The organism is Nocardia pneumoniae NBRC 100136, assembly GCF_000308755.1.
Lineage (GTDB): Bacteria > Actinomycetota > Actinomycetes > Mycobacteriales > Mycobacteriaceae > Nocardia > Nocardia pneumoniae.
Genome location: NZ_BAGF01000084.1, coordinates 201,731 through 216,147, shown reverse-complemented (window position 1 = coordinate 216,147; position 14,417 = coordinate 201,731). Strand labels below are relative to the sequence as shown.

The window sequence follows — 14,417 nt, the reverse complement described above, 5'->3', positions numbered from 1 at the left end:
TAATTGTCGCGCGGTCCGGCAGGCAGCCAGCGCGTCGATGCCGCCGCAAACCGCGAATATCGCCATGAAGCGGCCGCGGCGTCATCGACAGGCCCGCCCACCATGCATCGACAGTAACACGTTCTAGTTTTCGGGGGGAGTCCCGCCGCGTCAGTCCGCGGCCAGCTCGAGTTCGGCCAGCGAGTCCTCCAGGTGATCGAGCAGCCGGTGCAGCTGCGGCACGCTGCGGCGGCAGCCCACCAGGCCGAAATCGAGGTTGCCCGCGTTGGAGGTCAGCGTGATGTTCACCGCCTGCCCGTCGAACGGGATCGACAGCGGGTAACCCGCATCGAGACGCGCCCCGTTCCAGTACATGGGTTCACGCGGACCCGGCACGTTGGAGATGACGATGTTGAACGTCGGATTGGTCCACGGGATCAGCGCGGGCACGAGATTGAGGGCCAGCGGACTGAGCATCAACGCCGACAGCGCCATCGTCTGATTGCACGACAGCGCGCGGTAGACCTCTTTGCTGTCGTGCATCGACGCGCTGACCACGCGCAGCCGCTCCAGCGGATCGGCGAGATCGGTGGCGAGATTGCACAGGGCCGCACCGACCTTCACCCCGTTGGTCTCGTTGTCGTCCTCCGAACGCAGCGACACCGGCACCATCGCGATCAACGGCTTGTCCGGCAAAGCGTTCCGTTCGAGCAGATAGCGGCGCAGCGCGCCCGCCGACATGGCCAGCACCACATCGTTGAGCGTCGAACCGGTCGCCTTCTTCACCTGCTGCAACCGCTCCAACGGCCAGGACCGCACCACCGAACGGCGCGCGCCGCCGATCGGCACATTGAACATCGTGCGCGGCGCCGCGAAAGGCTGCTGCCGCAGCAGGGCTTCCCGGGCGGCACGCAGCAGCGAAACGCCGGATATGGCGGCGGAGAAGAGGTTTCGCGTCGCGGCGCGCACACCGGATGGCTCGGCCCTACGTCGTGCCCTGGGCAGATGCCACGGCACCGGCGCCGCCGTGGAGGACGGGTCGCTGGTCAACGTGCGTCGCAAAAGGCGTTGTGCCGAAACGCCATCGATCAACGCGTGGTGCATCTTCGAATACAGCGCGAACCGTCCGTCGGCCAGGCCCTCGATCAGATGGATCTCCCACAGCGGGCGATGCCGGTCGAGCAGGCTGCCGTGCAGCCCGGATGCCAGCTCGACGAGTTGGTCCATTCGTCCGGGGCCGGGCACCGCCAGCCGCCGCACGTGATAATCGAGCTCGACGTCCTCGGCGTACGTCCACGCCAACTGCGGTGTGCCGAGCACCGTTGCGGGATGCTTGCGGAAGGTGGGATCGATATCGGTGCAACGTAAGAGCTTTTCATGAACCTGCGCGGCGAAATCTGGGCCCGCCTCTTCCGGCGGCTCGAACAGCTGCAGCGATCCGACGTGCATCGGCTGTTCGCGGGATTCGGCGAGCAGAAAGACCGCATCGACCGGCGCGATGAATTCCATGACGAGTCGCCCCCTGACGACAGTGGTGAAAGTTGGTGATGTGCGATCGACCACGTTGTCGGCGGGCCCGCGCAGCCCATGAAAACCGCCGCGACACGATCAACTTACCCGCAGCGGAGGGGTCGTGTTCGGTGAATCACCGAACCTTCGTGGCCAGCAGGCATGCCTGCCCGAACCGTTCGTCTGGCTCCGGCTCACGGACCATGCGGGCGATCATGGTGAACCCGGCATCGGTGAGCAGACGCGCGAGCTGTTTCGGCGCCCACCGATAGGCGCGAGTCACCTTGTGGTCGAAGGCTTGTACCGCATCGGACACATCGGCTGTCTGGAACGCCAGCAACAGGTGGCCTTTGTCCGCGAGTACCCGAGAAAACTCGCCCAACACCTGCGGCACGCGATCGGGCGGGAGGTGGATCATGGAATACCAGGCGACGATGCCGCCGAGCTCTCCGTCGCCGATCGGTAGCTGCTCCAAGGAACCTTGGTCGAACGACAGGTGTGGAAATTCCGCCCGCGCGATCGCGACCATTCGCGGCGAGAGGTCGATGCCGAACACCCGCGCGCCGAGGGCCGCCAGATGCCCGGTGATCCGCCCGGGGCCGCAGCCGAGATCCGCGACCGGCCCGGAACCGTTGTCCGCCACCAACTCCGCGAACACGGCGAGCATCGCCCGGTCCAGCGGCTGGGCATCGAGCTGGTGTCGGAACAGGTCGGCGTAGAGGTCGGCAACGTCGTCGTAGGCGTTGCGTGTAGCGGTCACATCGGCGAATTCGCCAGCGAAGTCTGCGGTCGAGTCGGGCATTCCCAGCAGCGTATTAGGCGATCGGATCGAAGGCATGAGCTACGGCCAGACTGTCCTCGTAGACGTGGTGACGCGTGATCAGACCGTCCCGCACCGTGAGATGCAGCGCGAAGCGAGCGCTGTACGCGCGGCCGGTGGGGCGAGCGGTCTGGCGGATCTCCCCGAGCACCACGGCATCGGCACCGTCGACGAGCACACGGTCCACGCTGGTCGCGGCCTCCTCGGGCACATGGTGTTCGGCGATCGAGCGGAAATGCGCTGCCGCGTCGGCACGGGTCGACCGGTGCCGGATCCAGGGTGTCGCCGCCCGGCCGTGTTCGGCCTGCGGCCAATTCAGCCGCCAATCCGCGTGCTCGGCGTACAGCTCGGCGACCGACTCCGGATCACCGGAACCGATTCGGCGCAACAGCTCTTCGACCACCGCACGGGTGGTCGGTTCCGTGACTGACAACGACGGGTCCTTTCGAAGCGGCGCCGCGGGACCGTGCGACGCGTTCTCATTCTCGGTCGGTTCCCGCCGCGGAGCGATTACCTCTCGGGTAATGGGGCAGCCGCCTCGGGAATGGTGGCTACGGGCGGATCCTCGGGAGCCGGCTGGGCGCGGCTGCGCGCGGTGCCGAGAATCGAGCCGAGGATGACCAGCGGGAAGCCGATCGCCATGCCCGCGGTCAGCGGCTCGCCGAGCGCCGTGACGCCGAGCAGGATCGCCACCGCCGGGTTGATGTAGGTGATCACCGTGGCGCGCGCGGGACCGACTTCGGAGATCAGCGCGAAGAAGAACAGGAACGCCGCGGCCGTGCAGATCACCGCCAGGCCGAGCACAGACCACGCCGAATCGGCCGTGATACGCGACGGCCACCGCCAGCCCGCCAGCGGGGCGTAGATCGCCGCGGCCAGCACCAGCGAGCCGGTGACCACACCCAGCGGAGGCAGGTCGGCGAGCGCGCGGTTGATGATGATCGGGCCGACCGCGTATCCGATGGTCGTCAGGCCGATCGCGCCGATAGCCGCCGGATTCGCCAGGTCGATATCCAGGCCGACGAGTGCTGCTACACCGGCGAATCCGACGAGCAGGCCGGTCACCCGGCGCGCGTCGAACCGGTCGTGGCCGAGCTTGGTCACGATCACCACGGCGATCAGCGGAACCGCGGCGATCAGCAAACCGACGGTCGAACTGTTCAGCGTGGTCTCCGCGTACCCGATCAGGAACCACGGGCCGGTGATCTCCACCAGGGTGTAGAGCAGCAGCGGCCGCCATCGCCGCAGCGCTGGAGTCAACGCGTCGCGGTACAGCGCGATCGGCAACAGCAGCAGGCCGCCGATCAGCGTGCGCCCGAACGCGACCACGATCGGGTCGAGATCCTCCACCGCGATCCGGATCATCGCGTAGGGCACACCCCAGATCACGCCCATCGCCAGGAACAACGCCCACCCGCGTCGCGTCATCGCGCGACCGCCGATCGGCGCCGAGGAATCAGGATCGGGTCGGTTCGTGACATGCTCCGCTCGCTTTCGACCACTCGAAGCTTAAACAGATGATCCGATCATCCGACAGATCCAGTTCTCGACTGTGACAAGGCCGGTTTCTCGCTGGTCGGACTGTCCACTTCGTCCGATTTTCCCGAATGAGCGGCGAGGCAACCGGATTCGAGCTAGTCTCGCCGGGAGCGAAGGGAATGCATGATCGTGGTCGACGTGATCCGCAGGCTGGCCCCGAGCGAAGAGATGTTCGCCGCGGGCGAGGTCTTCATCGGGTATTCGGCACGGGTATCGGGCCCATTGGACCTGACGGCTTTGACAGCCGCCTTCGAGGCCGTCGCCCGCGCGCATCCGATCCTGCGCGCCCGCATCGAGGTGGCCGAAGGGGGCGGGCATGTGTTCGCTGTCTCGGATGCCACCCCGGAGGTCTTCGTCGCCGACGCGGACCCCGACAATCCGCTCGCAGGCGCGAAATTCGATCAGCGCCTCGGCCTTTGTGCTTTGTGCGTGGTGCGCGCGGGCGATACCGCCAGCGTGACGCTCATGATCCACCACAGCGTCGCCGACGCCTATCACGCTTTCGCGGTGGTCGGCGCGCTGTGGGCCGGGTACCGGGACGCGCTCGCCGGGCGCCCGCTCGACCTGCCCGTGCACGCGTTTCCCGAGCCGGTGGAGCAGCTGCTCGCGGCGCGGGGCATCGAGAAGATGACGCTGCCAGGAGCGCCACCCCCGGGCGAATCGACTTCTCCGCCACCGGTTTCGCAGCCGCGCGACGACGAGTACCCGGTACTGCATACGACCCGTTGCCAGCTCACTCGAGACGAGACCGCGGTGCTGGTCGAACTCGGTCATCGCGAGAACGTCACGGTGCACGGCCTGGTGTCGGCGGCATTGCTGCGGACCGAGGCCGAGGTTCGCGAACTACCCCTGACCGGACTGCTCTACCTGTACTCCGTCGACCTACGGACCAGGATGAGCCCCGAAGTCGGCGCCACCGAGGGCACGAACGTTCTCGGCTTCGCCAACTACCTGTCCCCCGAAGCCGACGTGACACTGGTCGAGTTGGCTCGTGGCATCAGCGAAGCCCTGCACGCGGGCCTGTCCGCGGGCATCGTGCAACGCACGCCCTTGAACATCCCCGACATGGCCGCCGCACCCCCACCGGCGCTGCCCGGCGTGGTGATCGCGACGAACTGGGGCACCATCCCCCAGCTGCCCCACCAAGACGCCCTGCGCATCGACGACTTCCACTCCACCATGCTCGCGAAACCGGACCTGACCGGCCGCCGCCCCCAGCAACCAGGCGGCGGCACCTGCGTCATCAGCACCTTCGCAGGCCGCCTGAGCGTAGAAATCCACCATCCACCGGAATTCACCGACCTCCAACGCCACCGCATCGAAGTACTGGAAACGTACCTCCGCTCCGCACTCGCCTGACAGTCGGCACACGCTGCCCAGCCGCCGCCACAGCGGATCAGCCGCGAGCCATATCCACGAACCGAGACAAATGCAGTTGGTGTGCAACGGTAATCGTTGCGGTCGGCCCGTTACGATGCTTGCCGAGAATCAGGTCGGCCTCACCGCCACGCGGGTCATCCCGTTCGAAAGCATCCGGGCGATGCAAAAGAATGACCATGTCGGCATCCTGTTCCAGACTGCCACTTTCGCGCAGGTCAGAGACCATAGGGCGCTTATCGGTTCGCTGTTCGGGACCGCGGTTGAGCTGGCTGATCGCGACTACCGGAACTTCCAGTTCCTTTGCTAGCAGCTTCAAATTCCGAGAGAAATCCGAGACTTCTTGCTGGCGCGACTCTACCTTTTTTCCAGAGGTCATCAGCTGGAGGTAGTCGACCACAACGAGTTTGAGATCGTGGCGCTGCTTGAGCCGCCGTGCCTTCGCGCGAATCTCCATCATGGTCAGATTCGGCGAATCATCCACGAACAGCGGCGCTTCGCTGATCTCACTCATCCGCCGCGCCAGTTTGGTCCAGTCGTCGTCACTCATTCGCCCGGACCGCATATCACCGAGTTTGATTTTCGCTTCGGCGGACAACAGCCGCATGACGATCTCGGTGCGGCTCATCTCCAACGAGAAGATAACGCTCGCCAAGCCATGCTTGATCGAGCAACTGCGCATGAAATCCATTCCCAAAGTTGATTTGCCCACGCCGGGCCTGGCCGCGACGATGATCATCTGTCCTGGGTGCAGGCCGTTGGTGATCTCGTCGAGTTCGGTGAAGCCGGTGGGGACGCCGAGGGAGATGCCGCCGCGGCTGGCGATGGAGTCGATCTCGTCCATCGTCGGCTGGAGCAACTCCTCGAGCGGGAGGAAGTCTTCGCTGGTGCGGCGTTCGGTGACCTCGTAGACCTCGGCTTGGGCGCGGTCGACGACCTCGGCGACATCCTGCCCGTCGGCGCCGGCGTAGCCGTACTGCACGATGCGGGTGCCCGCCTCGACCAAGCGGCGCAGAATGGCTTTCTCCGCGACGATTTCGGCGTAGTAGCCGGCGTTGGCGGCCGTCGGCACGGTCTGGGTGAGCGTGACCAGATACGGCGCACCGCCGATGCGCTTCAGTTCACCGCGGCGGTCCAGCCCTGCGGCGACGGTGACCGGGTCGGCGGGTTCACCACGCCCGTAGAGATCGAGGATCGTGTCGTAGATGGCCTGGTGGGCGGGACGGTAGAAATCGCCGGGGCGGAGTACCTCGACCACATCGGCGATGGCGTCCTTGCTCAGCAGCATGCCGCCGAGCACCGACTGCTCGGCCGCCATATCGTGTGGCGGTTGGCGGCCGAAGTCTTCGCCGGGGGGTTCGGGCGGGAAACCCGTGTGCCCGCGGTCATCGGTGGCTGTCACCAGACTCGACCGTCCTCTCTACCCCACGACCGGGTTCCACCCTGTCGACTCGTTCTACCCCTGGGCACCGACAGGTTCGTCACCGCCGCTGACCAGGGGTCCAGCTACCGCTGCGGCACCCGCCCGTGCACGCCGTTCGGGGGATGCGCACACGGCGATGCGACGAACCTAGGCGACCCGGCGCGCACCCGCCAAACCGGACTGTGCACACAGCTGTGGATAACTTGGGGAGAGTTCACCCAACGGTGTGCACCCCCTGTGTACAACTTGGGGAAAACACAGGTGGGTGCGGCCGAATACGCAGATAGACAGCGATTTCCGCATTTTCCACCGTGTGGATTAATGAAGTTACGGCGTGTCGGCCAAGTTGAACAGCCGGGCGTGTTGGGTTAACAGCACGTGAGGTGAATATGATCTGGATCACAGCGCGGGCGGTTGGTTCGGCCGGTAATCCACAGGCTGGAAAAACAGGTGTCCTATCGCAAGGTGATGAGCAGCCCAAATGCCCCGAATGACGCTCCGGCCATTCGGCAAACAATTAGCTATTTAGCGAGCGCAGCGCAATCAGGACCACTCCCGTGTCGCCACGGGAGTGGTCCTCGACGGATGCCCGAATCAGGCGGCCGTGACCGTCAGGTCGAACTTCGCCACCACGTCCGGGTGCAGGTGCACCACGACGCCGTGCTTGCCGGTCGTCTTGATGTGCGCCTTCGGCAGTTCGATGCTGCGCTTGTCGACGACGGGACCACCCGCAGCCTTGATCGCGGCCGCGACGTCCGACTGGGTCACCGACCCGAACAGCTTGCCGGTGCCCGCGGTCTTCACCGACAGCGAGACCGACTCCAGGCCCTCGATGGCCTGCTTCAGCTCGTTGGCGTGGTCCAGGTCGCGGACCCGGCGAGCTTCCTGTGCCCGGCGAATGCCCTCGACCTGCTTCTGCGCGCCACGGCTGGCCACGATCGCCAGGCCGCGCGGCAGCAGGTAGTTGCGGCCGTAACCGTCCTTGACCTCCACGGTGTCGCCGGGGGCACCGAGGTTGTCCACATCAGCAGTCAGAATCAACTTCATTTGCGTGCCTCCCTTTCTCAGCGAGCCGTCGACACGTAAGGCAGCAGAGCCACCTCACGCGAGTTCTTGACCGCAACCGCGATATCGCGCTGGTGCTGCACACAGTTGCCGGTGACGCGGCGAGCGCGGATCTTGCCGCGGTCGCTGACGTACTTGCGCAGCAACGCCGTGTCCTTGTAATCGATCGTGACGGTTCCGGACTTGCTCTCCTTGCAGAACGAGCAAGCCTTCTTCTTGAGCACCTTTTCGCGCGCGGGCGCTTTAGGCATGGTCTTGTACTCCGTAATCAATGATGGCCCGAATAAGGCGGGCCGATGTAGCCGTTGTCAGAACGGCGGTTCGTCATCCATGCGGCCGCCGCTCCCGAAGGAGCCGGCCGCGGGCGCACTGCCCCAAGGGTCGTCCTCGGCACCGCCGGAACGCCCACCGCCACCACCGGAGGAGGCGTAGCCGCCACCGCCGCCGGACCCGAAGCCGCCGCCACCGCCGCCGCGGCTGGTCTTGTTGACCTTCGCGGTGGCGTAGCGCAGCGAGGGACCGACCTCATCGACCTCGAGCTCGACGACCGTGCGCTTCTCGCCCTCGCGGGTTTCGTAGGAGCGCTGCTTGAGCCGTCCGCTCACGATGACACGGGAACCTCTGGTCAGGCTTTCGGCGACATTCTCCGCGGCTTCGCGCCAGATATTGCAGCGCAGGAACAGCGCTTCGCCGTCTTTCCATTCGTTCGAATTACGGTCGAATACCCGGGGGGTCGACGCGACGGTGAAATTCGCCACCGCCTGTCCCGCCGGTGTGAATCGAAGCTCCGGGTCGGCCGTCAGATTTCCGATGACGGTGATGACCGTGTCGCCTGCCATGGTGGTTCCTCCTGCTCGGTGTGCAGTCCGCGTCTCGCTGTTGCGCTAGAGCCTAGGCACAGGCTCTGACGCAAACGAGGGTTGCCGGACTACTTGTCGTGGCGCAGAACCTTGGTGCGCAGCACCGACTCGTTGAGACCGAGCTGGCGGTCGAGTTCGCTCACGGTGGCGGGCTCGGCGGTCAGGTCGACCACGGCGTAGATGCCCTCGGCGTGCTTGGCGATCTCGTAGGCGAGCCGGCGGCGGCCCCAGATGTCGACCTTGTCGATCTTGCCGCCCTCGGTGCGAACGACACTGAGCAGGTTGTCCAGCGACGGACCAACAGTGCGCTCGTCCAGGCTCGGATCGAGGATGACCATCACTTCGTAATGACGCACGGACCAATCACCTCCTGTGGACTAGGAAACGGCCACGGACGGTCCGTGGCAGGAGGGTCGTTGCGTCAGCAACCCGACAAGGCTACATGAGCGGCCGTTGAGCAGCGAAATCGATCAGTTCCTCGGGGTACACCGGCATGGTCGGGCGGGCCCGCTTAGGGTGGTGGTCATGCCGACCGGACTCGCCGCCCGCGACCTGCCCGCAGGCCGTGTGCGACGCCCTGCGGCGCTGGCCGCGGTGGTCGTGCTGCTGTGCGGCCTCACCCTCGCCTTGGCGTATGCGAACAAGGCGCGCTGTGCGGGGGACCCGTTCAACGGGGACGGTCGCAGCGCGGTGTTCGACGTCATCAAGGATTCGGACGTCTGCTACTCGGATATCCAATTCCTCTGGCTCGGCAGGGATATCAACGAGCACGTCTTTCCCTACGTGTCCGGCGGCATCACCGATGACGGCGCGCTGGTCGGCGGGGCAGTGGAGTATCCGGTGCTCAGCGGCGTACTGATGTGGCTCGGTGCGGTCGGCGCGGACAACGACGCGGAGTTCCTGCGCAACTCCGCCCTGCTGCTCGCGCCCTTCGCGCTGCTCACCGCGTGGATGTTGGCCCGATTGGCCGGGGGTGCGGCTCTGCTGTGGGCGGCCGGTCCGCCGCTGGTGCTCTATGCCTTCCACAACTGGGAACTCCCCGTTGTGTGCATGGCCGTTGCGGCCGTCTACGTGGTGACGACGCTGACCCGCTTTTCCGTGCGCACCAGGGGCATCGCGGCAGCCGTGTTACTCGGGCTCGGGTTCTGCCTCAAGCTGTACCCGGGGATCTTCGTGCTGCCGCTGGTGGCATATGTGCTGACCGGCGGCGTGGAACGCGACGCCGACGAGCGCGATCGCGGTGTGGACGTGCGCGGTGCGCTGCTCACCGCGGCCGCGGCCATCGGAACCGTCGTCGCGGTCAACCTGCCGTTCGCGTTGACGGGTTACGAGGGCTGGCGGGCATCGATCACGTTCCAGCAGCTCCGTCAGGCCGACATCACCACGAATTCGATCTGGTACTGGGGACTTCGGCCGATGTTCGGTCCGGACGCGCGCGGCGAGGCCGCGTTCCAGGAGCTGGTCTCGGTCGTCTCGCCCGCGCTGGTGCTCGTGGCGTTCGCGCTGGCCATGTGGCTCGGCTGGAAGCGGTACCTGAGTACCGGCGTGTTCCCGTGGGTCGGCGTCAGCGGTGCGATGCTGTGTGGCTTCCTGCTGTTCCACAAGGTGCATTCGCCGCAGTACACCTTGTGGCTGGTGCCGTTCCTGGTGCTGCTCGAGGTGCCGTGGTGGCTGATCGGAGGCTACCTCCTCGCCGACGCGGCCATCGGTATCGGGGTGTTCCGTTACTTCTACTCGATGGGTTCGGGCACCTCGGTCGAGCTGATGGAGAACATCGTCCAATTCGGGGTGTGGGGACGCGCGAGCCTGCTGGTGGTGTTGTTCTTCGTGTTCCTGTGGGCGCTGCCGCGCGGGTACCGATCAGTGTCGCGGTCGACGCCGCGGTCCGACCCGCGTGATCTCGTTCCGGTGCCCTAGTCCTACTTGCGCGCGTTGTGCCACTGCATCCCCCAGTGGTAGGCCTGGTCGATCTCGCGCTGGGCGCCGTTGACGTAGTGCACCTCCCGGTGCACGGTGATCCCGGTGCCCTGGTTCTGCAGCAGGGCGATGGCACAGGAGCGGGCACCGTCCACGGGGGAGTCGAGCCGCATCTCGATCTGCGGACCTGTCGTGGGGTAGAGCGTCACCACGCCGTCGGCGGCGGCCCAGTTCGGCACGCCCTCGTAGATGAAGGCGAAGATCAGGATGCGCCGGAACAGCTCGGGCCTGGCCAGGTTGATGTGCAGGTTCTCGCCGCTGGAGGCCGAGCCGCTGCGATCGTCGCCGTCCAGTTTGATGTAGGGCTCGACGTCCAGTGCGCCGAAGTTGTGCCCGATCGCCTGCACGACACCTTTGGCGCCGTTGGCCAGCTCGTAGAGGCAGCCGAGGTCCAGGTCGACCGGCTTGGAGCGCCGGAAGAATCCCCTGGGACCGCTCGACCAGTTCAGGTTCACCCGCATGGTGCCCTGCTGTTCGCCCGGCTTGGTCAGGTTGATGCTCGGTGTCGCCTTCGACAGGGTCACCTTGGACAGGTTGACGCCGCCAGGGTTGGCTTCGATCGCCATGGCGCGCTCCCCCCTCTGTGCAAACGAGAGCGGCAGCGGCCATCCCTGGGGATGGGGCCGCTGCCGCAACGGGTCTTCGGCTGCATGCCGGGAATCAGCCTACCGGCGTGGGTTCCCGTTCGCTGTCGAGTTCTTCCTCGTCCTCGCGGCCGTTGCGGATGATGCTGCTGAGGAAGGCCGCGCCGATGAACGCGACACCGATCAGACCGGTGACGATCTCGTTGATGTGCACGCCGATCGAGACGAGCAGGATCACCGCCAGCGCGCCGATTGCCCAGTGCGCGCCGTGCTCCAGGTAGACGTATTCCGAGAGGGTGCCCTTGCGCACCAGGTACACCGTGATCGACCGGACGAACATGGCGCCGATCAGGCCGAGGCCCAGCGCGATGATGATCGGGTCGGAGGTGATGGCGAACGCGCCGATCACGCCGTCGAAGGAGAACGACGCGTCCAGCACCTCCAGGTACAGGAACAGGAAGAAGCCCGCTTTACCGGTGGCCTTGGCCAGTTCGGACGGACCGCTGTGCTCCAGCTCCTCGGTGTGGAACATCGAACCGAGCCCGTCGACCGCGATGTAGGTGACCATGCCGAGCAGGCCGGCGGCCAGGACGGTGGCGCGCTCGTGCTCGGTCGCGATGAACTCCGCGGTCAGGATCAGGCCGATACCGGCGACCACCACCGAGAGCATGTCGAGCTTGCCCGCTCTGGCCAGCGGCCGCTCCAGCCAGCCCAGCCAGGTGATCTCGCGCTCCTCGAAGATGAAGTTGAGGAACAGCAGCGCCAGGAACATGCCGCCGAACGCCGCGATCTGCGGGTGCGCGTCGGTGAGCAGCTTCTCGTAGCTGGGGCTGCCGTCCGGGAAGGTCAGCGCGTCGTTCGGTGGCGGGTTGAGCGCCAGGTCGAACGCCTGGACCGGGTTCAGGCCCGCGGTGATCCAGACGATCGCCAGCGGGAAGACCAGGCGCATGCCGAAGACGGCGATCAGCACGCCGATGGTGAGGAAGATCCTTTGCCAGAACGCGCTCATTCGTTCGAGGACGGTGGCGTTGATCACGGCATTGTCGAACGACAGCGAAACCTCGAGGATGCCGAGGATCGCGGCGAGTGCCAGGGCGGTCGGGCCGCCGTACACGAGCGCCACCACGAGCGAGAGCACCGTGACGACGAGGGACATGCCGAATATGCGCAGGACCACGCTGGGACCTTTCGTGAAGTGAAAACGAGTCGGCGACGGTTGCTACCAGCGTGGCCGCTGGATCGCCGGTTGTCCAACGCTGTTCCCTAGGCGCACCGGCATGCCTGGGTCGCATGAGCAGGGGGCCCGTCGCCGGGCCCCCTGCGAACAGCGAAGAATTCCTTAGACGTTAACGCCGTAGTCGCGGGCGATGCCGGCCAGGCCGGAGGCGTAGCCCTGGCCGATCGCCCGGAACTTCCACTCCGCGCCGTTGCGGTACAGCTCGCCGAAGATCATGGCGGTTTCGGTCGACGCGTCCTCGGTGAGGTCGTAGCGGGCGAGTTCCTCGCCGTTGCTGCGGTCGACGACGCGAATGTAGGCGTTGCGGACCTGGCCGAACGACTGGGAGCGGGAATCGGCGTCGTAGATGGAGACCGGGAAGAAGATGCTCTCGATGCTGGGCGGGGTGTTCGCCAGGTCGACGTTGATGACCTCGTCGTCGCCCTCGCCCTCGCCGGTGCGGTTGTCACCCGCGTGCTCGATGGTGCCTTCGGGGGAACGCAGGTTGTTGAAGAAGACGAAGTGCTGATCGGACACGACCTTCTTGTCCGCGCCGGTCGCGATGGCGCTCGCGTCGAGGTCGAAGTCGGTGCCGGTGGTGGTCCGCACATCCCACCCCAGGCCGACCGAAACAGCGGTCAGGTTAGGCGCCGCCTTGGTCAGCGAGACATTGCCGCCCTTGGACAAACTGACACCCATGCGGGATTCCCTTTCAATAGTCCGTCATTGGTTCCCAGCATGTCCGAATCGCCGGGGACGCCATACGACAGTAGTAGGTTTCGGCGAACTTTCGTAGGAACCCGCGTAACCCTCGGCGAACAGGAAGATCTCCTACCATCGGGGCGTGGCAGACCGAAGGCGTGGCTGGTTCCGGTCGTCGGGGAACGACGAATGGATCGAGCATGCCCGCACGGCGCTGGCCTCGGCGTTTCTCGATATGGATCGGCGGCAGAGCGCGGCCGACGCGGCGGTGCACGCCGCCGAGCGGATTTTCCCGGAGCGGGCGATGGGCGCACGGTGGGAACCGGTGCGCGACAGGTGCTATGGCGCGGTCGAAATCTACCTGGCGCTGAGTGAGGAGTTGGACGGCGCGCAGCGCGGCGGCGCGCCGATACCGCAGGGGCAGCAGCGGGTCGATGCCGCGGTGCGGCAGTTGACCGACGCGGCCCGTGCCGTCGACGAGTTCTATCACGGCAACCGGCGCGGGCTCGACGAGGCGGTCGCCGTGCTCGCCGCGGTGCCGCGGCTGGTGCGGCAGGTGAAGCTCGCCGCGGCGGGCGTGCGCGGGCGGGCCGCCGAATCCGAGTTCACGAACTATCCCTCGGTGCGGGAACGCGCGGCCGCGGTGGATGAGGCGCTGGTCACACTGGAAGCCATCGGATCCGACGCGCCCGGCTCCCTGCGCGAGGCCGCGAACCGGCTGGAGAGCGCCACCAAGGAGTTGGCGGAAGCGTTGGCGCAGGCGCCATCTCGGGCCGCCGCGGCGCGGACCGCGATCACCTCGGTGACCACTCGCCTGGCCGCCGTCCGGACCAGGGCCGAAGGGGTCGCGCCAGCGTACTCGGCGCTGCTGCGCGAGTTCAACGCTGCGAGTTCGGCGGATCTGGCTGACAATGAGCGGGAAAGTCGGCGAGCCATCGAGGCCGCAGACGCGGCTCTGGGCAGAGCGCGTGCGGCAGCGGCGGAAAACAACCCGGAGTTTGCACTTGAACTGACCACATCCGCGCGCGGGTTCCTCGCCGAGGCCGAGCAGCAGATCGATGCCGTCACCAAGCGGCTCACCTTGCTGCGCGCGATACGGGCCGACCCGCAAGAACACGCCAAGGCCGTACGATTCCGGCTGCGGGATGCGCAGATGCTCGCGGTGAGCCGCGGGCTCGTCGCCGAATGGGGATCGGCGCTCGACGCGCAGGCGGCACGGATCGACCGAATCAGCGACACACTGGCGGGGCGTCACCCCGACTACTTGGCCTATGTGGCGGAATTGGATGCCGTCACCGAATTCATAGCCGGGATAGTGGATCGAATGAGAAAACAAGCAGGACCACGACGAGAATGAGGATGGGGC

Annotated in this window: 15 protein-coding genes; 3 read left to right on the top strand and 12 right to left on the bottom strand. The window is 66.2% G+C overall.

Annotation, left to right across the window (positions count from 1 at the left end; translation table 11 throughout):
• Positions 1-150: 150 nt before the first annotated feature.
• From ON34_RS27820 to ON34_RS27805, 4 genes are all read right to left on the bottom strand, one after another.
• Positions 151-1,488, bottom strand: coding sequence for a WS/DGAT/MGAT family O-acyltransferase (locus ON34_RS27820; RefSeq protein ID WP_040784913.1), 1,338 nt, complete (start codon positions 1,486-1,488; stop codon positions 151-153).
• Between the two features lie 136 nt (positions 1,489-1,624).
• The gene (locus ON34_RS27815) at positions 1,625-2,290 is read right to left on the bottom strand and encodes a class I SAM-dependent DNA methyltransferase (RefSeq protein ID WP_040784912.1); all 666 of its coding nucleotides are present in this window, start codon (positions 2,288-2,290) and stop codon (positions 1,625-1,627) included.
• A 13-nt stretch (positions 2,291-2,303) separates the two neighbouring features.
• Positions 2,304-2,741, bottom strand: coding sequence for a nuclear transport factor 2 family protein (locus ON34_RS27810; protein ID WP_040784911.1), 438 nt, complete (start codon positions 2,739-2,741; stop codon positions 2,304-2,306).
• A 77-nt stretch (positions 2,742-2,818) separates the two neighbouring features.
• Positions 2,819-3,736 carry a DMT family transporter gene (locus ON34_RS27805; RefSeq protein WP_051023205.1) on the bottom strand — a complete coding sequence of 306 codons (918 nt, stop codon included), beginning with the start codon at positions 3,734-3,736 and terminating at the stop codon, positions 2,819-2,821.
• 234 nt (positions 3,737-3,970) lie between these two features.
• Here ON34_RS27805 and ON34_RS27800 point away from each other — a divergent pair, with 234 nt between their 5' ends.
• Positions 3,971-5,206 carry a phthiocerol/phthiodiolone dimycocerosyl transferase family protein gene (locus ON34_RS27800; protein ID WP_051023203.1) on the top strand — a complete coding sequence of 412 codons (1,236 nt, stop codon included), beginning with the start codon at positions 3,971-3,973 and terminating at the stop codon, positions 5,204-5,206.
• Positions 5,207-5,243: 37 nt separating this feature from the next.
• Here ON34_RS27800 and dnaB read toward each other — a convergent pair whose 3' ends face one another.
• From dnaB to rpsF, 5 genes are all read right to left on the bottom strand, one after another.
• Positions 5,244-6,626 (bottom strand): replicative DNA helicase, encoded by a 1,383-nt coding sequence (gene dnaB, locus ON34_RS27795; RefSeq protein ID WP_083889832.1) that lies wholly within the window; start codon positions 6,624-6,626, stop codon positions 5,244-5,246.
• 615 nt (positions 6,627-7,241) lie between these two features.
• The gene (rplI, locus tag ON34_RS27790; RefSeq protein WP_040784906.1) at positions 7,242-7,694 is read right to left on the bottom strand and encodes a 50S ribosomal protein L9; all 453 of its coding nucleotides are present in this window, start codon (positions 7,692-7,694) and stop codon (positions 7,242-7,244) included.
• 17 nt (positions 7,695-7,711) lie between these two features.
• Complete coding sequence (gene rpsR / locus ON34_RS27785) at positions 7,712-7,963, bottom strand: 30S ribosomal protein S18 (protein WP_040784904.1); 252 nt, start codon at positions 7,961-7,963, stop codon at positions 7,712-7,714.
• 57 nt (positions 7,964-8,020) lie between these two features.
• Positions 8,021-8,551, bottom strand: coding sequence for a single-stranded DNA-binding protein (locus tag ON34_RS27780; RefSeq protein ID WP_040784902.1), 531 nt, complete (start codon positions 8,549-8,551; stop codon positions 8,021-8,023).
• Positions 8,552-8,640: 89 nt separating this feature from the next.
• On the bottom strand, positions 8,641-8,928 hold the full coding sequence (gene rpsF / locus ON34_RS27775) for a 30S ribosomal protein S6 (protein ID WP_039803204.1): 288 nt from the start codon (positions 8,926-8,928) through the stop codon (positions 8,641-8,643).
• Between the two features lie 169 nt (positions 8,929-9,097).
• Between rpsF and ON34_RS27770 the strand changes: the two genes are divergently transcribed.
• The gene (locus tag ON34_RS27770; RefSeq protein WP_051023240.1) at positions 9,098-10,489 is read left to right on the top strand and encodes a glycosyltransferase family 87 protein; all 1,392 of its coding nucleotides are present in this window, start codon (positions 9,098-9,100) and stop codon (positions 10,487-10,489) included.
• 2 nt (positions 10,490-10,491) lie between these two features.
• On the opposite strand, the gene ON34_RS27765 is transcribed toward ON34_RS27770, so the two are convergent.
• The 3 genes from ON34_RS27765 to ON34_RS27755 form a co-directional block, all read right to left on the bottom strand.
• Positions 10,492-11,115 (bottom strand): TerD family protein, encoded by a 624-nt coding sequence (locus ON34_RS27765; RefSeq protein WP_040784899.1) that lies wholly within the window; start codon positions 11,113-11,115, stop codon positions 10,492-10,494.
• 94 nt (positions 11,116-11,209) lie between these two features.
• Positions 11,210-12,310: a DUF475 domain-containing protein gene (locus ON34_RS27760; protein WP_040784897.1), complete on the bottom strand. Its 1,101-nt coding sequence runs from the start codon at positions 12,308-12,310 to the stop codon at positions 11,210-11,212.
• Between the two features lie 162 nt (positions 12,311-12,472).
• Entirely contained in the window at positions 12,473-13,048 is a 576-nt protein-coding gene (locus ON34_RS27755; protein ID WP_040784896.1) for a TerD family protein, read from the bottom strand.
• A gap of 145 nt (positions 13,049-13,193) precedes the next feature.
• Here ON34_RS27755 and ON34_RS27750 point away from each other — a divergent pair, with 145 nt between their 5' ends.
• Positions 13,194-14,408, top strand: a complete 1,215-nt coding sequence (locus ON34_RS27750; protein WP_040784894.1) for a hypothetical protein — start codon at positions 13,194-13,196, stop codon at positions 14,406-14,408.
• The last annotated feature ends 9 nt before the right edge of the window (positions 14,409-14,417 follow it).

Excerpts from the sequence above, each read along its gene's own strand:
- ON34_RS27820 (WP_040784913.1), bottom strand. The coding sequence starts at position 1,488 with ATGGAATTCATCGCGCCGGTCGATGCGGTCTTTCTGCTCGCCGAATCC.
- ON34_RS27815 (WP_040784912.1), bottom strand. The coding sequence starts at position 2,290 with ATGCCCGACTCGACCGCAGACTTCGCTGGCGAATTCGCCGATGTGACC.
- ON34_RS27805 (WP_051023205.1), bottom strand. The coding sequence starts at position 3,736 with ATGACGCGACGCGGGTGGGCGTTGTTCCTGGCGATGGGCGTGATCTGG.
- ON34_RS27800 (WP_051023203.1), top strand. The coding sequence starts at position 3,971 with ATGATCGTGGTCGACGTGATCCGCAGGCTGGCCCCGAGCGAAGAGATG.
- rplI (WP_040784906.1), bottom strand. The coding sequence starts at position 7,694 with ATGAAGTTGATTCTGACTGCTGATGTGGACAACCTCGGTGCCCCCGGC.
- rpsR (WP_040784904.1), bottom strand. The coding sequence starts at position 7,963 with ATGCCTAAAGCGCCCGCGCGCGAAAAGGTGCTCAAGAAGAAGGCTTGC.
- ON34_RS27780 (WP_040784902.1), bottom strand. The coding sequence starts at position 8,551 with ATGGCAGGCGACACGGTCATCACCGTCATCGGAAATCTGACGGCCGAC.
- ON34_RS27770 (WP_051023240.1), top strand. The coding sequence starts at position 9,098 with ATGCCGACCGGACTCGCCGCCCGCGACCTGCCCGCAGGCCGTGTGCGA.
- ON34_RS27765 (WP_040784899.1), bottom strand. The coding sequence starts at position 11,115 with ATGGCGATCGAAGCCAACCCTGGCGGCGTCAACCTGTCCAAGGTGACC.
- ON34_RS27755 (WP_040784896.1), bottom strand. The coding sequence starts at position 13,048 with ATGGGTGTCAGTTTGTCCAAGGGCGGCAATGTCTCGCTGACCAAGGCG.